The sequence below is a fragment of the Paraburkholderia fungorum genome (assembly GCF_046026025.1).
Taxonomy (GTDB): Bacteria; Pseudomonadota; Gammaproteobacteria; order Burkholderiales; family Burkholderiaceae; genus Paraburkholderia; species Paraburkholderia fungorum_E.
On sequence record NZ_JAQQFL010000011.1, the window covers coordinates 17,627 to 33,721 of the forward strand.

12 protein-coding genes are annotated in these 16,095 nt (G+C 63.8%); 4 read left to right on the top strand and 8 right to left on the bottom strand.

The window, feature by feature from the left end:
* Window positions 1-75 precede the first annotated feature (75 nt).
* The 4 genes from PQR67_RS14140 to PQR67_RS14155 form a co-directional block, all read right to left on the bottom strand.
* The gene (locus tag PQR67_RS14140) at window positions 76-813 is read right to left on the bottom strand and encodes a FadR/GntR family transcriptional regulator (protein WP_408459867.1); all 738 of its coding nucleotides are present in this window, start codon (window positions 811-813) and stop codon (window positions 76-78) included.
* Window positions 814-939: 126 nt separating this feature from the next.
* A complete protein-coding gene (locus tag PQR67_RS14145; protein ID WP_408459870.1) occupies window positions 940-2,745 on the bottom strand; it encodes a S10 family peptidase in 1,806 nt (601 codons plus the stop codon).
* Window positions 2,746-3,026: 281 nt separating this feature from the next.
* On the bottom strand, window positions 3,027-4,214 hold the full coding sequence (locus PQR67_RS14150; RefSeq protein WP_408459873.1) for a pyridoxal phosphate-dependent aminotransferase: 1,188 nt from the start codon (window positions 4,212-4,214) through the stop codon (window positions 3,027-3,029).
* A 138-nt stretch (window positions 4,215-4,352) separates the two neighbouring features.
* The gene (locus PQR67_RS14155) at window positions 4,353-5,834 is read right to left on the bottom strand and encodes an RNA polymerase factor sigma-54 (protein ID WP_408459876.1); all 1,482 of its coding nucleotides are present in this window, start codon (window positions 5,832-5,834) and stop codon (window positions 4,353-4,355) included.
* Window positions 5,835-6,244: 410 nt separating this feature from the next.
* Here PQR67_RS14155 and PQR67_RS14160 point away from each other — a divergent pair, with 410 nt between their 5' ends.
* A complete protein-coding gene (locus PQR67_RS14160; protein ID WP_408459879.1) occupies window positions 6,245-6,583 on the top strand; it encodes a BON domain-containing protein in 339 nt (112 codons plus the stop codon).
* A gap of 130 nt (window positions 6,584-6,713) precedes the next feature.
* Here the strand turns inward: PQR67_RS14160 and PQR67_RS14165 are convergent, their stop codons facing one another.
* Both PQR67_RS14165 and PQR67_RS14170 read right to left on the bottom strand, forming a co-directional pair.
* Window positions 6,714-7,295 (bottom strand): hypothetical protein, encoded by a 582-nt coding sequence (locus PQR67_RS14165; RefSeq protein WP_408459882.1) that lies wholly within the window; start codon window positions 7,293-7,295, stop codon window positions 6,714-6,716.
* 97 nt (window positions 7,296-7,392) lie between these two features.
* The gene (locus PQR67_RS14170; RefSeq protein WP_408460331.1) at window positions 7,393-7,737 is read right to left on the bottom strand and encodes a DUF1488 family protein; all 345 of its coding nucleotides are present in this window, start codon (window positions 7,735-7,737) and stop codon (window positions 7,393-7,395) included.
* A 424-nt stretch (window positions 7,738-8,161) separates the two neighbouring features.
* Between PQR67_RS14170 and PQR67_RS14175 the strand changes: the two genes are divergently transcribed.
* Window positions 8,162-8,731 (top strand): FUSC family protein, encoded by a 570-nt coding sequence (locus tag PQR67_RS14175; protein WP_408459885.1) that lies wholly within the window; start codon window positions 8,162-8,164, stop codon window positions 8,729-8,731.
* On the opposite strand, the gene PQR67_RS14180 is transcribed toward PQR67_RS14175, so the two are convergent.
* Complete coding sequence (locus PQR67_RS14180) at window positions 8,728-9,765, bottom strand: cupin domain-containing protein (protein ID WP_408459888.1); 1,038 nt, start codon at window positions 9,763-9,765, stop codon at window positions 8,728-8,730. The genes PQR67_RS14175 and PQR67_RS14180 overlap by 4 nt on opposite strands.
* 117 nt (window positions 9,766-9,882) lie before the next feature.
* Between PQR67_RS14180 and PQR67_RS14185 the strand changes: the two genes are divergently transcribed.
* Window positions 9,883-10,239, top strand: coding sequence for a carboxymuconolactone decarboxylase family protein (locus PQR67_RS14185; protein ID WP_074287331.1), 357 nt, complete (start codon window positions 9,883-9,885; stop codon window positions 10,237-10,239).
* A 35-nt stretch (window positions 10,240-10,274) separates the two neighbouring features.
* Here the strand turns inward: PQR67_RS14185 and PQR67_RS14190 are convergent, their stop codons facing one another.
* Window positions 10,275-11,324 (bottom strand): aldo/keto reductase, encoded by a 1,050-nt coding sequence (locus PQR67_RS14190; protein WP_408459890.1) that lies wholly within the window; start codon window positions 11,322-11,324, stop codon window positions 10,275-10,277.
* A 186-nt stretch (window positions 11,325-11,510) separates the two neighbouring features.
* On the opposite strand from PQR67_RS14190, the gene PQR67_RS14195 reads away from it, so the two are divergent.
* On the top strand, window positions 11,511-16,019 hold the full coding sequence (locus PQR67_RS14195) for a DEAD/DEAH box helicase (protein WP_408459893.1): 4,509 nt from the start codon (window positions 11,511-11,513) through the stop codon (window positions 16,017-16,019).
* Window positions 16,020-16,095: the final 76 nt, after the last annotated feature.

Here is a 16,095-nt window from a genome sequence, read left to right on the forward strand (position 1 = left end):
CTCGCGAGACGAGCGCGAGCCGTGCACAAACGGTCAGAAAAACAGCAAGAGCAGAAGGCCGGCAGACTCAGGAAATCACGCTTGGCGAGGGTTCGTCGCGTCTTCCTTGTACATCTCGCGCACATAGGACAGGTGACGTTCCGCGGCCTTGCGCGCCTTTGGCGCATCGCGTGCGATAACCGCGTCGTAGATGGCCTGATGCTGGCTCATCAACTGCTTTTCCATCGCGTCGTCGTAATCGATCAGCCGATGGTACTGGCGCATGCCTTCGCGAATCAGCGTATGGATGCCGTGCATCACATGGGCGAGCGCGATGTTGTGCGTGGAGTCGGCGATGGCGAGGTGAAACGCAGCATCCAGTTCCGCCAGGTTCACGCGGTCTTGCGACTGGGAGCCGGCCTTCAACGCTTCGAACGCTTCAGTAATTTTTTTCAGGTCGGCCGCCGTGGCGCGTTGCGCGGCGTAGACCGTCGAAATCGATTCGAGACCCTGGCGCAATTCGAGAATGTCGGCACTGGTCCGCGGATTTTGCAGCAGCAGTTCGGCGAGCGGCTTGGAGATGATCGGCGCGGTGACGTCTACAACCGTGAAGCCACCCCGCCCCGACGTTTCGATATAGCCGTCCGCCTCCAGCCTGATCAGCGCTTCGCGCAACGAGGGCCGCGATACGCCGAGCTGCGTGGCCAGATCCCGTTCAGCCGGCAACCGGTCGCCCGGCATCAATGCGCCGTCCGAGATCAGTTGCTTGATCTGGTCGGACACCACGTCGGAAAGTCGTTTGCGCGTGAAGGACTGGATCGGAAGAAATGGCATGGGCAGCGCGGGTGAAAGCTGGGTTGGCAAGACCGGGTTGGCGACGCCGTGGACAACGGCATGGACGCGCCTTCGAACGGGCGCGTCAAAGTGGACGCAAAGCAGCCGAATTATACCGTTAGTCAGCTAGCTCGCACCCGCCGCATAGAAGCTCGCCAGATCCCGCTTGAGCGTATGCAACGCAGCATCGTCGAGATAGATCATGTGGCCCGTCGGGTAGTACGTGATACGCACGTTGGCGCGCAGCGACGCATCGACACCGAGATGCGCGAGCGCGTACTCGGTTGCATAGAACGGCGTGGCAAGGTCGAAATAACCGTTCAACGACATGACGCGCAGATGCGGGTTCTGCCGCATCGCCTCGGCGAGATCGCCCGCGGCATAGGGCTCGTTCAGATGTTCCCCCCACCACTCGCGGTGTTTCCAGTCCCACTGCTTCAAGGCATCGTCGTTGAAGACGCGATAGCGGTCAGCGGGCGTGAAATGCAGGTCCTGCGCCAGATGCTGATGAAGCCCGGCGTCGAAAGCGCTCGACACGCCGGGCACCGACGCATCGAAATCGGGGTGCTCGGACACGCCGTCATACTCGAGCCCTTCGAAGCGCGCATCGAAACGGCCGACGCTGCGCGACTGATCGCGCAGCAACTGATCGCGAAAGCGCGACGGGTAAAGACGCAGGCGGCTTCGCTTCACGTACTCGACGTCGAGCCCGGTGAACTGTGCGACGCGTGCAGCAATCTCGTCGCGCTGTGCGTCAGGCAACGCGTCACCCTGGGCGAGCGCTTGGGCATAGGGTCCACGTGCGAACGCACGGGCCTCGTCGAGGAAGGCCGGCAGGCTGGTCGGCTTCGGCACGATCTTGCCGTGATACCACGCGATGGCGGCGAAGCTCGGCAAGTAGCTCTCACTCTGGAAGTCGGAGCCGGCTGAAAACGCCGCGGAATCGAGTACCGACGACATCAGGATCACACCGTTGAGCGCGATATTGTTTTGCCCCAACTCATAGGCAAGCATCGCGGCGCGCGCGGTACCGTACGATTCGCCAAGCAGATACTTCGGTGAATTCCAGCGCTGGTTCACCGTCAGGTAGCGATCGATGAACTGCGAAAACGCGGCGAGGTCTTTATCGACGCCCCAGAAGTCCTTCCCCGTGCCATGCCCGACGATCCGCGACAAGCCGGCGCCCACGGCGTCGATGAAAACCAGGTCGGTGGTGTCGAGCAGGCTATCGGAGTTGTCGTCCAGCACATATGGCGCGGGCGGCGTATTCGCGGGGCTCGCCGTGCGCACCCGCTTCGGCCCGAACGAGCCGATCATCAGGAACACGGTGCCCGCACCCGGGCCGCCGTTGAAGAGGAAGGTGACGGGCCGCGTCGAAGGGTTTTTCGTGGCGACGGTATAGGCGAGATAGAAAACGCTCGCATTGGCCTGGCCGGTATTGTCACGCAGCAGCAGGTTGCCGGCGGTCGCGGTGTAATCGATCTTGCGGCCGTCGAGCCGGATCGAATGCTGCGTCACCGTGGTGGTCTCCGGCGGCACGGGGATCGTCACGGTCTCGGGTTTGGCAGTGTGCAGCGCGTTGTCTTGCGACTCGTTCTGACCGGTGGCGGCAACCCGCGGCAGACGGCCAGTATGAGCAGGATTGGCGCGCGGCTCCTTGACTGGCTGACCGTTCGCATCGACGGAGAGGCCGACCGTTCCCGTCTGGGTATCCGGCACGCCGGGCGCGCTCGCCGGACTGGCTGGGCTCCCTGGGGATAGGACTGGTTCCGTGCCGGCCGTGGCGGCGGACGGTTCGTCCAGTTCGGCCGCCGCGCACATCTGACTGAACGTGGCGATGATGGCGAGGACGAGCACCATCGCAAGCAGCGCGGCCGCCACGGATCCGGCCATCAGCGACCGGCGCAACGCGAGGTAGAAGCGAATGGCCATGCGGTTCCCGTCTGCGAATCGGTAGGCGCCGATGTTCCGGCTATCCAGACTAAGACGAACTCGGCCAACGATTCTTGACGCAAGCATAAAAGACGTCAATCGAAAACGGCTTCTAACCGGCTCCAATGCGTCTCTGCCGCCGCACCACGTTGCTTCATTGAGGGGAAACGAAAGCAATCCGAAATACTTAAGAAAGCCACTCATCTATTCTGCCCCCCCCCCCGCGACGACTTTATCTGGCGCTCAAGATTCGAGCAGCGTTTCTTGTCCCTGCACCCCGCTTACGCCAGGTTGCGTACCGGCAATCCACCGACGAATGCCGCAATCCGTTCGCACGCATCGATCAGGCTCGCTTCGTCGACCACGAAACCCAGCCGCACGAAACCGTTCGCCGTTTCGCCGAATGCGCTGGCGTCAAGCAGCGACACGCCTTGCGCGCGAAACAGTTGCCAGGTGAAATCGACTGTGTCGAGCCCCGTACCGCTGACGTCGACCATCATGAACATGCCCGCTTCCGGCAACAGGCAACGCAGACCCGGCACGCGATGCAAGCGCTCGAACACGACGTCGCGGCGGCGCCGGTAAATTTCGCGCATCTCGGCAACGATCGGCGCCTTGTTCTGCAAAGCCGTTAACGCGGCCTGCTGGATGAACCCCGGCAAGCCATAGAGCATAGCCAGCGCCAACCGGCCCATATGCTCGATGAGTGTGGCGGGCCCAATCGCCCAGCCCACGCGCCACCCCGCCATTGCATGCGACTTCGACAGACTGCCGAGCGTCACCGTGCGCTCCGCCATGCCCGGCAACGCGGCGATGCTGACGTGCTCGCGCTCGAATGTCAGATCCGCATAGACCTCGTCGGACAGCACCCATAGGTCATGCTGACTGGCAAGCCGCGCGATGCGTTCGAGGTCCGCACGCGGCATCACCACGCCGGTCGGATTGCAGGGTGTGGCAAAGAAAATGGCCTGGGTGCGCGGTGTGATCGCCGCTTCGAGCGCGTCGCAGTCGAGGTGAAACGCCCGCGCGGGATCGACCGGCACCGCCACGAGCGTAGCGCCCGCGGCGCGCACGCAGGCCTCGTAGGTGAGGTACATCGGCTCGGGGACGATCACTTCATCGCCCGCTTCCAGCAGGCACAGCGACGCGGCGAACACGCCGTTCTGCGCGCCCGCTGTCAGGATCACGTTGGCCGCACTCGCGGCGCAACCCGTGGTACGCACATGCTCCCCAGCAATCGCCTCGCGCAGCGGCTCACGCCCCGACACGGCGCTGTAATGCGTATCGCCACCGCGCAGCGCCTCGATTGCGCGCTCGACGATCGGCGCGGGTGTCGCGAAGTCAGGGTCGCCCACGCTCAGCACGATCACGTCTTCGCCATTGGCGAGCGCCTGTTGGGCAACGCGATGGATTTCCCATGCCGACGTGCGCTTGCCCTGCAAACGCACGACCAGATTCGAGTACTTCATTGACTCACCCCGTTTCGACTTGACCCGCCAATGTAATGGGGCACGCGCGAAACGTCCAGATACGAAAAAGAGTCACGCGAGCGGTCAGTCTCGCGTGACTCTCCGGTGAAGCGCTGTTTTACCAGGAGCTAAGTCCGTTTAAACCTGGCGGCGCAGTTCGGCCGGCGGCACCTTCATCAGATGGCGGTACTTCGCAACCGTGCGCCGCGCCACCAGCACGCCCTGATCCGCGAGCATCCTGGCAAGCGTCACATCCGACAGCGGATCGCGCGTGTTTTCCGCCGCGATCATTTCCTTGAGCAGCGCGCGCACGGCCGCGGCCGAACAGGTGCCGCCGCTTTCCGTACCGAGCTCGCGCGGGAAGAAATGTTTGAACTCGAAAATGCCGCGCGGGGTGGCCATATATTTGTTGCCGGTCGCGCGCGAGATGGTGGACTCGTGCAGACCGAGTTCCTCGGCCACGTCGCGCAGAACCATTGGCTTGAGCGCGATTTCACCGTACTGGAAGAAGGCCTTCTGATGCGTGACGATGCACTCGGCCACGCGCTGAATCGTATCGAAGCGCTGCTGCGCATTGCGGATCAGCCAGCGCGCTTCCTGCAATTGTTGCGCGAGCGGCGAGCGGCTCGCACCGGCCGACTGCGCGAACAACTCGGCATACATGCGATGGATGCGGGCGCGCGGCTGCACAGCCGGATTGATCGAGACGGCCCACCTGTTGCGCACCTGGCGCACGATGACGTCCGGCACCACGTAATTGTCGTCGGCACGGCCGTAGCAGTCGCCCGGTTTCGGATCGAGCTTGCGTACCAGCGCGCAGGCCACGCGCAGTTCCGTGGCGCTGCAGCCGATCTGCTTTTGCAGTTCTGCCTGTTCGCGGCGCGCAAGACGTTCAAGATGATGCTCGACGATCTGCCGCGCCACATCGCGTCCCGGCGTATCAGCAGGCAAGGCGTCGACTTGCAAGGACAGGCATTCGGACAGCGAGCGAGCGCCGAGACCCGGGCGATCGAGCGATTGCACGAGACGCAGCGCGACCCGTAATTCCTCTTCGGTCAATTCAGGCTGGAGCTCGACACTGTCCGCAAGGTCGCGAAGCTCCTGACGCAGATAGCCGTCATCATCGAGTGCCTCGATGATGAAGCGAGCGACCGCGCGGTCACGGTCGTCGAGCCGATATAGACGCAGCGAGTCGTGCAATTGTTCGCGCAAGCTCGGTTGGCTACGCGCCCATTCAGCGGGATCGCTATTGTCCGAATCGCCGTTCTGGCGCATCGAGCCACGGCTACTGTAGTCGCCCGAAAAATCGCCAGGCATGTCGTCCTGCCCGGCGCTCTCCATCGTGTCGCTACCGCTGGTTTCAGCCGGCGGCATTTCCGATTCGGCTGTCGCGATCTGGTCCGTGGCAGGCGTGGCGCTCGCGTCATCGCCTGGCGTCGTGGTGGCGAGCGCGACGTCTTCCGTGTCGCTCGAGTCGTACTCGAGAAACGGATTGGTGTCGAGCGCGGTGCGCAGCTCCTGCTGGAACTCAAGAGACGACAACTGCAACAGACGCACCGATTGCTGCAGACGAGGCGTGAGTGCGAGAGACTGCCTTGTGCGGAGTTCAATTGACGGCATTGTAGTGAGGTCCCGTGAATAGCTGAAAAATCGTACGTGACCTCAATAGAGCAACTGTCATACCAGTTTGTCCAACACGCTGTTTTTTCTAAGGTTTGCCGTTTCAGGTCCATCGATTGCGCAACCGGCGTGCCCCATTTTTTACAAGCGCCCGGCAATTTCCGGTCGCGCGGCCTGCGGGCCACGGGTTGACGAGCTGGACCGGCCGCTGCCCGCTTCTTCCCTATTCTTCAGGCTAAATGCTTATGCCGTAACGGAATTCCCCACATCGAGCTTTGACCCGGCGGGCCGGGCACACACCTTGCGGATGAGTCCGGTGTGGACAGGTGCAGGTCTTTGCATACGGATGATCGCAGGCAACCGGACCGCATCGTTGATCGCATCCTTCATCAATACTCAATGGAGAAACCATGAAGACTATTCGACTTCTGAAGACCGCCGGCAGCATCGCCTGTGTTGCATTCGCACTGAACGCCACGGCGCAAACCAGTGCTTCAGCCCCGTCGGCCGGATCGGAAACCATCGGCCAGCACGTCGACGACGGCACCATCACCACCAAGGCCAAGGCTGAACTGCTCAGTGCGAAGAACGTCAAGTCGACCCACATTCACGTGAAGACCCGCAAGGGTGTGGTGTGGCTCACGGGTTCCGTGCCGAGCACCGACGACAAGGCCGCGGCGGGAGAGGTCGTGAAAGGCGTCGACGGCGTCTCGAGCGTGAAGAACCATCTGAAGATCGTCGCCGACTAACAGCGCGAGACTTCTCCGTGGAATGCAAAACGGCCCGACATGTGTCGGGCCGTTTTGTCATCTGCCGCGTTATCCGCCGCTTCTTTACTCGCACTCGCTCAAACGAAAGCATTCCCTTGCTTCACATCGCTCAAGCGTGCTTCTCGCTGAATTCGCTAAGCGGTTCGGGCGTCCTGCGCGGATCAAAATCAGCCCAACGCCCCTGCTGCCAGCGCCCGCTCGCGCGTTCGATCGCCGCGCCGCCGGCTTCGCGCAACACGCGCGCAGCGTCGAACTGATTGTCGGGCGACACATGAACGGCGACCAGCACGCCGGAATCGCGCATTTCCTGATGAAATGGCACATGGTGGCCAACATGGCCGCCTTCGCGGGTGCGTGCCATGGCCCCGGCCAGCGAGCCAACATAAGCACCCACGCCGGCCGCAATCAGCGACACGAGCAAAGGCGCCGCGAAGCTCGCAAAGATCGCGACGCCGACCACCGCTCCCACTACCGCGCCGATGGTGACACCCATGCCCGCGCCTTTTGGCGCGTCCTTCGCGGCCGCGTCGGTGGCGGTGTCGCCGCCGATCGGATAACGCGCGTGCTGGCCGCGTGGATTGACAAAAAACAGCGTGACGTCTTCTTCGACGAAACCTGCGTTAAAGAGCTTTTGCGCCGCGTCTTCAGCGGCAGGGAACGTCGTAAACCGTGCTGCGACGATGAGTGACATAAGGCCTCCTTGCATCGTTGAATGGCGTTTTGCGGACCACGCCGCCGCACAGCCGTTGCGCCGGAAATACGCGCAAGGCGGCAGGCACACACCCGAACTATGCGGCAGCGCCGCGATCGGGTTCCATGCCTTCCACTCTGAACAGTCCACTATGCAACACTACGCCTTCTGCGCCGTTCCGGTCGAGTGCTTCCGCGCAAACTGAACAGATGCGGTTGCGCCCCTTGTCGAACGCCTCCATCAGGGCGGATTCGAGTGCGGAATCGGCGCCGAAATGATCTTCCAGCGCCTCGGCAGTGATCGCGCACACCAGCGCTTCGCCATCGACACGCGCCATGAACCGCACGGTCAGATTGGCTCCGTCGAAGACCGGCTGGTCGTCGGGAAAAGTAATGTGCATAAGGGAATCCTCATAGGCCGGTCGCGGCAGGGTCGCGCTCATGACGAACCCTTCATGGCGCCGGCGAGTTGCTGCGTCACCGCGAGGTGATGTAGGGAATACCGGAATGTCATGCATTTTCTCCCTGGTGAGCACTTCTATCGAAGCGGGCCGGGCCACCCGGCGGCCTGATAGCACGTTGAGCACGTTGAGCACGCTACTATCCACGCTGTCGTCAGCCTGCATGGCAGGTACTCAGCAAGGGCTATGCCTCGTGGGGAATTTTTCCTGCCGATCGAGGGAAATAATCGAGGGAAAAATCGATGAAACACCGGTTGCTCAGTTCTCCGTACATCGAACACGATGTTTTCAAAACCGGCCGCGCGTCCCTCGCCTGCATGTCGGCCCTTGTCCCCCCATCCGGCCGGGCAAGAATCGGAGTCGCTAGAATACGGGTCCTTCGTGCTGCAACAGGCTCCCCCATTCGATGACCGCTCCCGACGATTCAAGACGTGCAGCACGGACGAACGCCGCCAATTCGCTGTTTGCGTTTCTCAAGTCGCTGCCGCTGGGCGACCGGCTGGCCGAAGGCGCCGCGATGGCCGCGCAGGCGGTGGCCGGTGCAAGCCTCGCTTTCGCGATCGGCCGCTGGCTGCACACTGAACAGGCATTCTGGGCCGCGATTACGGCGATCGCGGTGAGCCAGCATAGTTATATCGACACCCGCAATCTCTCGCGCGACCAGTTCATTGGCGCGATGGTGGGCGGCGTCTGCGGCCTCGTCGGCGCAACGCTCGGCGGTGGCAATCTGGCGGCTTACGCGGCCACGGTCGCGGTGGCAATCGTGACGTGCTGGGTCGTGAACGTGGGGAGCGCCGCGCGCCTGGGCGGCATTACGGCGACCATCATGCTGCTGGTGCCGGGCGTCGGTTCGCCGTGGGACAAGGCCCTGCTTCGCCTCGGCGAAGTTACGCTGGGTACGGTCTGCGCATTGCTGGTGACCTGGATCATGTCGTGGCTCGAGAAGCGCTGGCTCGGCAGACCCCGGAAGGCCTAGACCACGTTCGGTTCGCGCTCCTGCGGCTGACGCCGGTAACGTCCCGGCGTCGCGCCGATGCTCTGCTGGAACGCCTTGCCGAAAGCCGCTTCCGATTGATACCCCACTGCCTCGCCGATCTCCGCGGCACTGCGCTGCGTGCGCCGCAGCAAATCGCATGCAATGGTCATGCGAACCTGCGTGAGAAAGTCCATCACCGTCATGCCCGCACGTTCGTTGAAGTGACGCGCGTAAGTCGCACGGGACATGGCCGCCATCGCACCTAGCGCCGCAATCGTCCACGGCCGCTCGGGCGCGCTCAGCATGCCTTGCACCGACGCGCCCAGACGCGCATCGGCCAGCAGCGCCAGCACACCTGAACCGGATGCATTCCGTTCGCCATGCACGCGCAAAGCCATCGCGAACAGTGCGAGGCTCAGTGCGGTAACGATCGCAAGCGCGCCGGGCTGACGGTGTTCGGCTTCAGTGCGCATCAGCGTGATCACGGTCTGCAACGCACCGAGCGTTTGCACGCCGCCGAGCGACACATGAAGAGGATCAGGCAACGCGTTGAGCAGCAACGCGGAGGAACCGGGTGCGTGGACGAACCGGCCGCATAGAAGATCCAGATCCACGCCGATATTGCGCTCGCCGTTGGAATGGGACGTATCGGCGTCATTGCCGAGGTGTTCACGTGCTGCGCGGCTGGCATCGCCGGCAGCGCGATTGTGCCCGGCGCCGTGTCCGTCATTACGTCGCACAGGCAGCATGCCGTCGTGACTCAGCGTGAGCGGCGCACCGGCGGCGGCCCGCCCGACATCGCGCACCCGATGCGCGGCGCCGCGCGGAAACAGCATGAAATCCCCTGCCCGCAATTCAATCTGTGCGCCGCTCGCGGTCTCGACCACACAGGCGCCGTCCAGCACCAGATGAAAGGGCGCAACCCCCGCCTCCATCGGCGCGTGATCGATGTCGAAGCCCCCCGTGAGCAGGCAGCGCAAATCGAGGCTGGCTTGCGGCCGGGCAAGGTCGATCAGCCGGCTGAGTGTGTCCATGAGACGATCGCGCTAAAAGTTGAGCGAATCGAGTATTCAGGATGTCGCGGCGCAGCGCAATACTTTGTCTCACGGCACCGGCACCCGCCGGCTTGCTGCCCACCAAGGAGCGCTGTCATGTTGAACTGGATCGATTACCGCAAAGAACTGTTCGGCCGCATCGGCGAGATCGCCAAACTGTCGCCGGATACCGTGAAGGCCTATCAAACGATGTCGGGCGCAGGCCAGAAGGCCGACCTGCTCGGCGCGAAGACGCGCGAGCTGATTTCGCTCGCGGTGGCAGTGACCGTGCGATGCGACGGCTGTATCACCGTTCACACAGCCGAAGCGCTGAAACACGGCGCGACACGTGAAGAAATCGCCGAAGCGCTGGGCGTGGCGATCGCCGTGAACGCGGGCGCCGCCATGGTGTACTCGGCACGCACCATGGACGCCGTCGCCGCTTATCAAGCGGACAGCAAACCCGCGGCGTGAGGGAAGCGGCGGCTTCCCTCACCTATTGCGAGGCCTTATAGCGGGTGACGCGCTTCTGCAAGCTGCTTGCGGCGCGCCTCGCCCTGGCGCTCCAGCATCCAGCCCGGGTACTCGGCCGGCAGCGTGCTGACCTGATCGAGTCTGGCAAGCTCGTCAGCACTCAGCGCGACGCCGGTGGCGGAAATGTTGTCGTCGAGTTGCCCGATTTTTTTCGCCCCGACGATCACCGTGGTCACCGCGCGTTGATGCAGCAGCCACGCGAGCGCGATCTGCGCCACCGAGACGTTCTTCGTCTCCGCGAGATCACGCATCACGTCGATGCAGTCATAAGCGCGCTCGCGATTGACCGGTGGAAAATCGAACGTCGCGCGGCGACTGCCTGCTTCACCCTGCTGCTCGCGGCCATATTTGCCGCTCAGCAGGCCGCCCGCGAGCGGACTCCACACCATCAGCCCAAGACCTTCGCTGCGCAGCATCGGCACGAGTTCGCGTTCGAGGTCGCGTCCCGCCAGCGTGTAATACGCCTGTAGCGTTTCAAAGCGCGCGAGGCCAAGGCGCTCCGCGATGCCAAGCGCTTTCACGATCTGCCACGCGGCCCAGTTCGACACGCCGACATAACGTACATGGCCATGCTGAACCAGCGTATCGAGCGCGCGCACCGTTTCTTCGATCGGCGTAGCCGGGTCGAAACCGTGGATCTGATACAGGTCGACGTGATCGAGTTGCAAGCGCTTCAGGCTCGCCTTGACACCGTCGATGATGTGATAGCGCGAAGCGCCACGTGCATTCGGAAATTCTGCTGTCGGGCCGAATACCTTGGTTGCGACCACCACCTGGTCGCGCGGCACCTTAAGGTTCTTCAGCGCCTGACCCGTGATCTGTTCGGACAGCCCCTCCGCGTAGACATCGGCTGTGTCGATGAAATTGATGCCCGCGTCGAGCGCGCGGCCGACCAGCCGTTCCGCATCCCCTTGCTGCAGATCGCCGATCTGCTTCCAGATGCCTTCGCCCCCGCCAAAAGTCATCGTGCCCAGGCATAGCTCTGAAACAAACACACCAGTACGGCCTAACGGGTTGTATCGCATCGTCGAGACTCCATCATGGATTCGTGAATCGGGGAGTCGTACAGAGTACTGCAGTTGGCCGGTTTCGACAGGGCGCGACACGCCTCATTGGTAGCCACCGAACGCTTTCCCCCGGCACAGCCGGCAAAAACCTGCCAGACTGATCGCTGATCTTCGTAACAGGGCGGCGCTTGCCGCCCTCTGGATATGGCACGCCGCGCCCCCACTTATGCCAGCATGACTTCGGCCTCGACATCCGCGACAGCCTTGTGCGCGCCCTCTGATTCTTCCAGCTTCGATCCGGCATCGCGGACCGCGCCCGACGCCACGTGGGGTCACGCTTCCAGGCCTCTAACGGCCGGCGCGCTGGATGACTTCCATCCCGCGGTCGCCGGCTGGTTCCTGAAGACCTTCCCCGCTCCCACCGACGCCCAGGCGGAGGCCTGGCCACAGATTCGCAGCGGGCGCTCAACGCTGGTCGCCGCGCCCACCGGTTCGGGCAAAACCCTCACCGCCTTCCTGTCCGCGCTCGACGAACTGGTCCAGCAGGGCCTCGCCAGCCACGGCGCCCTGCCCGACGAAACCCTGGTGGTCTACGTCTCGCCGCTCAAAGCGCTGTCCAACGACATCCGCATCAATCTGGAAGTGCCACTGCAGGGCATCGCCGCGGAACTCGACGCGCGCGGCCTGCCGCCGCTCGAAATCCGTACCGCCGTGCGCACCGGCGACACCACGCAGCAGGAGCGCAACGCCCTGAAAAAACGCGCGCCGCACATTCTCGTGACCACGCCGGAATCGCTGTACGTCCTGCTCGGTTCAGATTCCGGCCGCCGCATGCTGTCGACCGTGCGCACGGTGATCGTCGACGAAATTCATGCGCTCGCCGGCAGCAAACGCGGCAGTCACCTGGCGCTCAGCCTCGAACGGCTCGACGCGCTGTGCGAGCGGCGCTTGCCCCGGATTGGTCTGTCGGCGACGCAAAAACCCGTTAGCGCGGTCGCACGCTTTCTGGTGGGCGGCGCAAGCATCGAAAGCGCCATTCCCGCGGACTGCGCGATCGTCGACGTGGGCCACATCCGCGAACGCGATCTTGCGCTGGAAATTCCGCCGGTGCCGCTCGAAGCGGTGATGCCCAACGAAGTGTGGGAACGCGTATACGACCGGCTCGCCGAACTGGTCGCGATGCATCGCACCACGCTGATTTTCGTCAACACGCGCCGCATGGCCGAGCGCGCCGCGCGCCATCTGAGCGAGCGTCTGGGCAAGGACGTGGTCGCCGCGCATCACGGCAGTCTTGCCAAAGAGCATCGTTTCGACGCCGAGCAGCGTCTGAAACGCGGCGAGTTGCGGGTGCTGATCGCCACCGCCTCGCTGGAACTGGGTATCGACATCGGCGACGTCGATCTGGTTTGCCAGATGGGCTCGCCGCGCGCGATCGCGCCGTTCCTGCAGCGTGTGGGGCGCTCGGGCCACCATGTCGGCGGCATGCCGAAGGGCCGGCTGTTCCCGGCTTCGCGCGACGATCTGATCGAATGCGCGGCGCTGCTCGACTGCGTGCGGCGGGGCGAGCTCGACGCATTGCGGATTCCACGCGCGCCGCTCGACGTGCTTGCCCAACAGATCGTCGCCGAGATATCGAGCGCCGAATGGAGCGAAGACGCCCTCTTCGAGATGATGCGGCGGGCTGCCCCCTACGCAGACCTCGAACGGGAGCAATACGACGCCGTGCTGCGCATGCTGGCTGAAGGCTATACCAGCCGCAACGGCCCGCGCGGCGCCTATATTCATCGCGACGTGGTGAGCGGCACGTTGCGCAGCCGGCGTGGCGGCAAACTGGTTGCCGTGACGTCTGGCGGCACGATTCCCGAGAATGCCGACTATGCGGTGATCCTCGAACCGCAGGCGATCAATATCGGCACTGTCAACGAGGATTTCGCCGTCGAGAGTCTGGCCGGCGATGTGTTTCAACTCGGCAATGCGTCGTACCGGATTCTGCGCATCGAGAGCGGGCGCGTGAGAGTCGAGGACGCACAGGGGCAGCCGCCGAATATTCCGTTCTGGCTGGGTGAGGCGCCGGGGCGCAGCGATGAACTGTCGTTCGGCGTGGCGCGCTTGCGTGAGCAGATCGAGCGCCTGCTCGACGGGACGGCGGCCGACGCCGGCTCCATGGCCGCGCGCCTCCAGCGCGCAGTCGACTGGCTCGTCGACACCCTCGATCTCGACGAAGCCGCCGCTCGCCAGATCGCCGACTATCTCGCCCGGGCGCGCGCGGCGCTAAGCGTGCTGCCGACGCAAAACACGCTGGTCATGGAGCGCTTTTTCGACGAATCCGGCGGCACGCAACTGGTGATCCACGCGCCGTTCGGCAGCCGCGTGAACCGCGCGTGGGGTCTTGCGTTGCGCAAGCGCTTTTGCCGGACCTTCAACTTCGAACTGCAAGCCGCCGCCACCGAAGACGCGATCATCCTCTCGCTGACCGGCAGCCATTCGTTCGTACTCGACGAAGTGTGGCGTTATCTGCATTCGAACAGCGCCGAGCATCTGCTGATCCAGGCGCTGCTCGACGCGCCGCTGTTCGGCGTGCGCTGGCGCTGGAACGCGACCACCGCGCTCGGCCTGCCGCGTTATACCGGCGGACGCAAGACCCCGCCGCAATTGCAGCGCATGCGTAGCGAAGATTTACTGGCGAGCGTGTTTCCCGAGCAAGCCGCGTGCCTGGAGAACATCGTCGGCGAACGGGAGCTCCCGCGCCATCCGTTAGTGGACCAAACCGTCGACGACTGTCTGCACGAAGCGATGGACACTGAACGCTGGCTTGCTTTGCTGCGTCGTATCGAACAGGGCGACGTGCACCTGATCGCCCGCGATTTACCGGCGCCCTCGCCGCTTGCCGCCGAAATCCTCAACGCCAGGCCGTATGCCTTTCTCGACGACGCACCGATCGAGGAGCGCCGCACGCAAGCCGTGCTGAACCGGCGCTGGACCGATCCTGCCAGCGCCGACGACCTGGGTGCGCTCGACGCCGACGCCATCCACAGCGTGCGCGGCGAAGCATGGCCGCAGGTGCGCTCCGCCGACGAGATGCACGAAGCGTTGACGGGCCTCGCCTGCATCACCGGGACCGAAGCGCGCAACAATGAAGGCTGGCCGGCATGGCTCGCGCCGCTTGCCGAATCCGGCCGCGCAACCTGCCTGCGGATCGCCGCCGACGACACCCTGTGGCTGCCCGCCGAGCGCCTGACCTGTTTTCAGGCGCTCTATCCCGACGCCCCGTTCGAACCGCCGCTCACCGCACCGAAGGGCTTCACCGACGCCTGGAACACCGACGACGCCCTGCTCGACGTGCTGCGCGCCCGGCTGACCGGTTTCGGCCCGCTGCCGGTGTACGCGATTGCACAAGCGCTGCGGCTGCCCGTGGCATCCGTTGAGCAGACCTTGACGCGCCTCGAGGCGGAAGGTTACGTGATGCGTGGCCGGTTCTCGCCGGGCGCAAGCGAGGAAGAATGGTGCGAGCGTCATTTGCTTGCGCGGATACACCGTTACACGGTGAAACGCCTGCGACGCGAGATCGAGCCGGTGGAACGGCACGACTTCATGCGCTTTCTGTTCGAGTGGCAGCATTTGACGCCGGACACCCGTAGCGAGGGACGCGACGCTCTGGCCGCCGTGCTCGACCAGATGGAGGGCTTTCAGGCCGCGGCGGGCGCATGGGAAGAAGACATTCTGCCGGCGCGCGTGAAGGCGTACGCGAACACTTCGCTGGACGAACTATGCCGGGCCGGCAAGATCGTCTGGACCCGTCTGACCGAACGGGCGCGCGGTGCCGCGGGACCGGTGCGCAGCACGCCGATCGTGCTGTTGCCGCGTGCTCGGATACGCATATGGAGCGCGCTGATCGACCCCTCGAAGCAAGCGGAGCTATCGGCTCGCGCGCAGCGCGTCCACGAGACGTTATCGCAACATGGCGCGATGTTCTTCGACGAATTGCTGACCGAAGTCAGCGGTCTGCGCATGGAACTGGAGAACGCGTTAGGCGAACTGGTTGCAGCCGGCCTCGTGAATTCCGACAGTTTCGCCGGCTTGCGGGCGCTGTTGAAACCCGTCGCCAAACGCAGTGCCTATTCCGGCAGCCGGCGTGTCAGGTCGAGCGCATTGATCGGAGGAATGGACGACGCGGGACGCTGGGCGCTCGTCAACCGGCAAGCCGTTGCTGCCGCACCGGAAACCGCGCCCGCGCGCCGCCCGCAGTTCGCGCCCGAGATACTCGAACACGTCGCGATGACCTTGCTGCGCCGTTATGGCGTGGTGTTCTGGCGTTTGCTCGAACGCGAAGCCGAATGGCTGCCGCCGTGGCGGGATCTGTTGCGTGTGTTCCAACGCCTCGAAGCGCGCGGCACGGTTCGCGGCGGACGATTTGTGAATGGCCTCGCTGGCGAACAATTCGCGTTGCCGGAAGCAATTCCGTTATTGCGGGAAGTTCGTCGGCACGCGAACGACGGTGCCTACGTGTGTGTCGCCGCAAGCGACCCTTTGAATCTTGCCGGCACGTTGCTGGTCGGCGAACGGGTGCCTGCCGTGGCGGGAAATCGGCTTCTGTATCGGGACGGTGTTGTTATCGCGACACTGATTGCCGGTGCATTCTGGTTTGCCCCCGAAGTTGAAGCCATTCCCGCGCAACGGGAGCACGCGCGAAGCATGTTGGCCCGACGATTCTGAAGCGATTTTGATTCGGTTCTGAAACAATTTCTATGCGTTTTCAAGGACTTCGCACTCATGTGGGCCGAAACAAAAA

Coding starts and splice junctions, on each gene's coding strand:
- PQR67_RS14140 (WP_408459867.1), bottom strand. CDS start 813: ATGCCATTTCTTCCGATCCAGTCCTTCACGCGCAAACGACTTTCCGAC.
- PQR67_RS14150 (WP_408459873.1), bottom strand. CDS start 4,214: ATGAAGTACTCGAATCTGGTCGTGCGTTTGCAGGGCAAGCGCACGTCG.
- PQR67_RS14155 (WP_408459876.1), bottom strand. CDS start 5,834: ATGCCGTCAATTGAACTCCGCACAAGGCAGTCTCTCGCACTCACGCCT.
- PQR67_RS14170 (WP_408460331.1), bottom strand. CDS start 7,737: ATGAGCGCGACCCTGCCGCGACCGGCCTATGAGGATTCCCTTATGCAC.
- PQR67_RS14165 (WP_408459882.1), bottom strand. CDS start 7,295: ATGTCACTCATCGTCGCAGCACGGTTTACGACGTTCCCTGCCGCTGAA.
- PQR67_RS14185 (WP_074287331.1), top strand. CDS start 9,883: ATGTTGAACTGGATCGATTACCGCAAAGAACTGTTCGGCCGCATCGGC.
- PQR67_RS14145 (WP_408459870.1), bottom strand. CDS start 2,745: ATGGCCATTCGCTTCTACCTCGCGTTGCGCCGGTCGCTGATGGCCGGA.
- PQR67_RS14160 (WP_408459879.1), top strand. CDS start 6,245: ATGAAGACTATTCGACTTCTGAAGACCGCCGGCAGCATCGCCTGTGTT.
- PQR67_RS14180 (WP_408459888.1), bottom strand. CDS start 9,765: ATGGACACACTCAGCCGGCTGATCGACCTTGCCCGGCCGCAAGCCAGC.
- PQR67_RS14195 (WP_408459893.1), top strand. CDS start 11,511: ATGGCACGCCGCGCCCCCACTTATGCCAGCATGACTTCGGCCTCGACA.
- PQR67_RS14175 (WP_408459885.1), top strand. CDS start 8,162: ATGACCGCTCCCGACGATTCAAGACGTGCAGCACGGACGAACGCCGCC.
- PQR67_RS14190 (WP_408459890.1), bottom strand. CDS start 11,324: ATGCGATACAACCCGTTAGGCCGTACTGGTGTGTTTGTTTCAGAGCTA.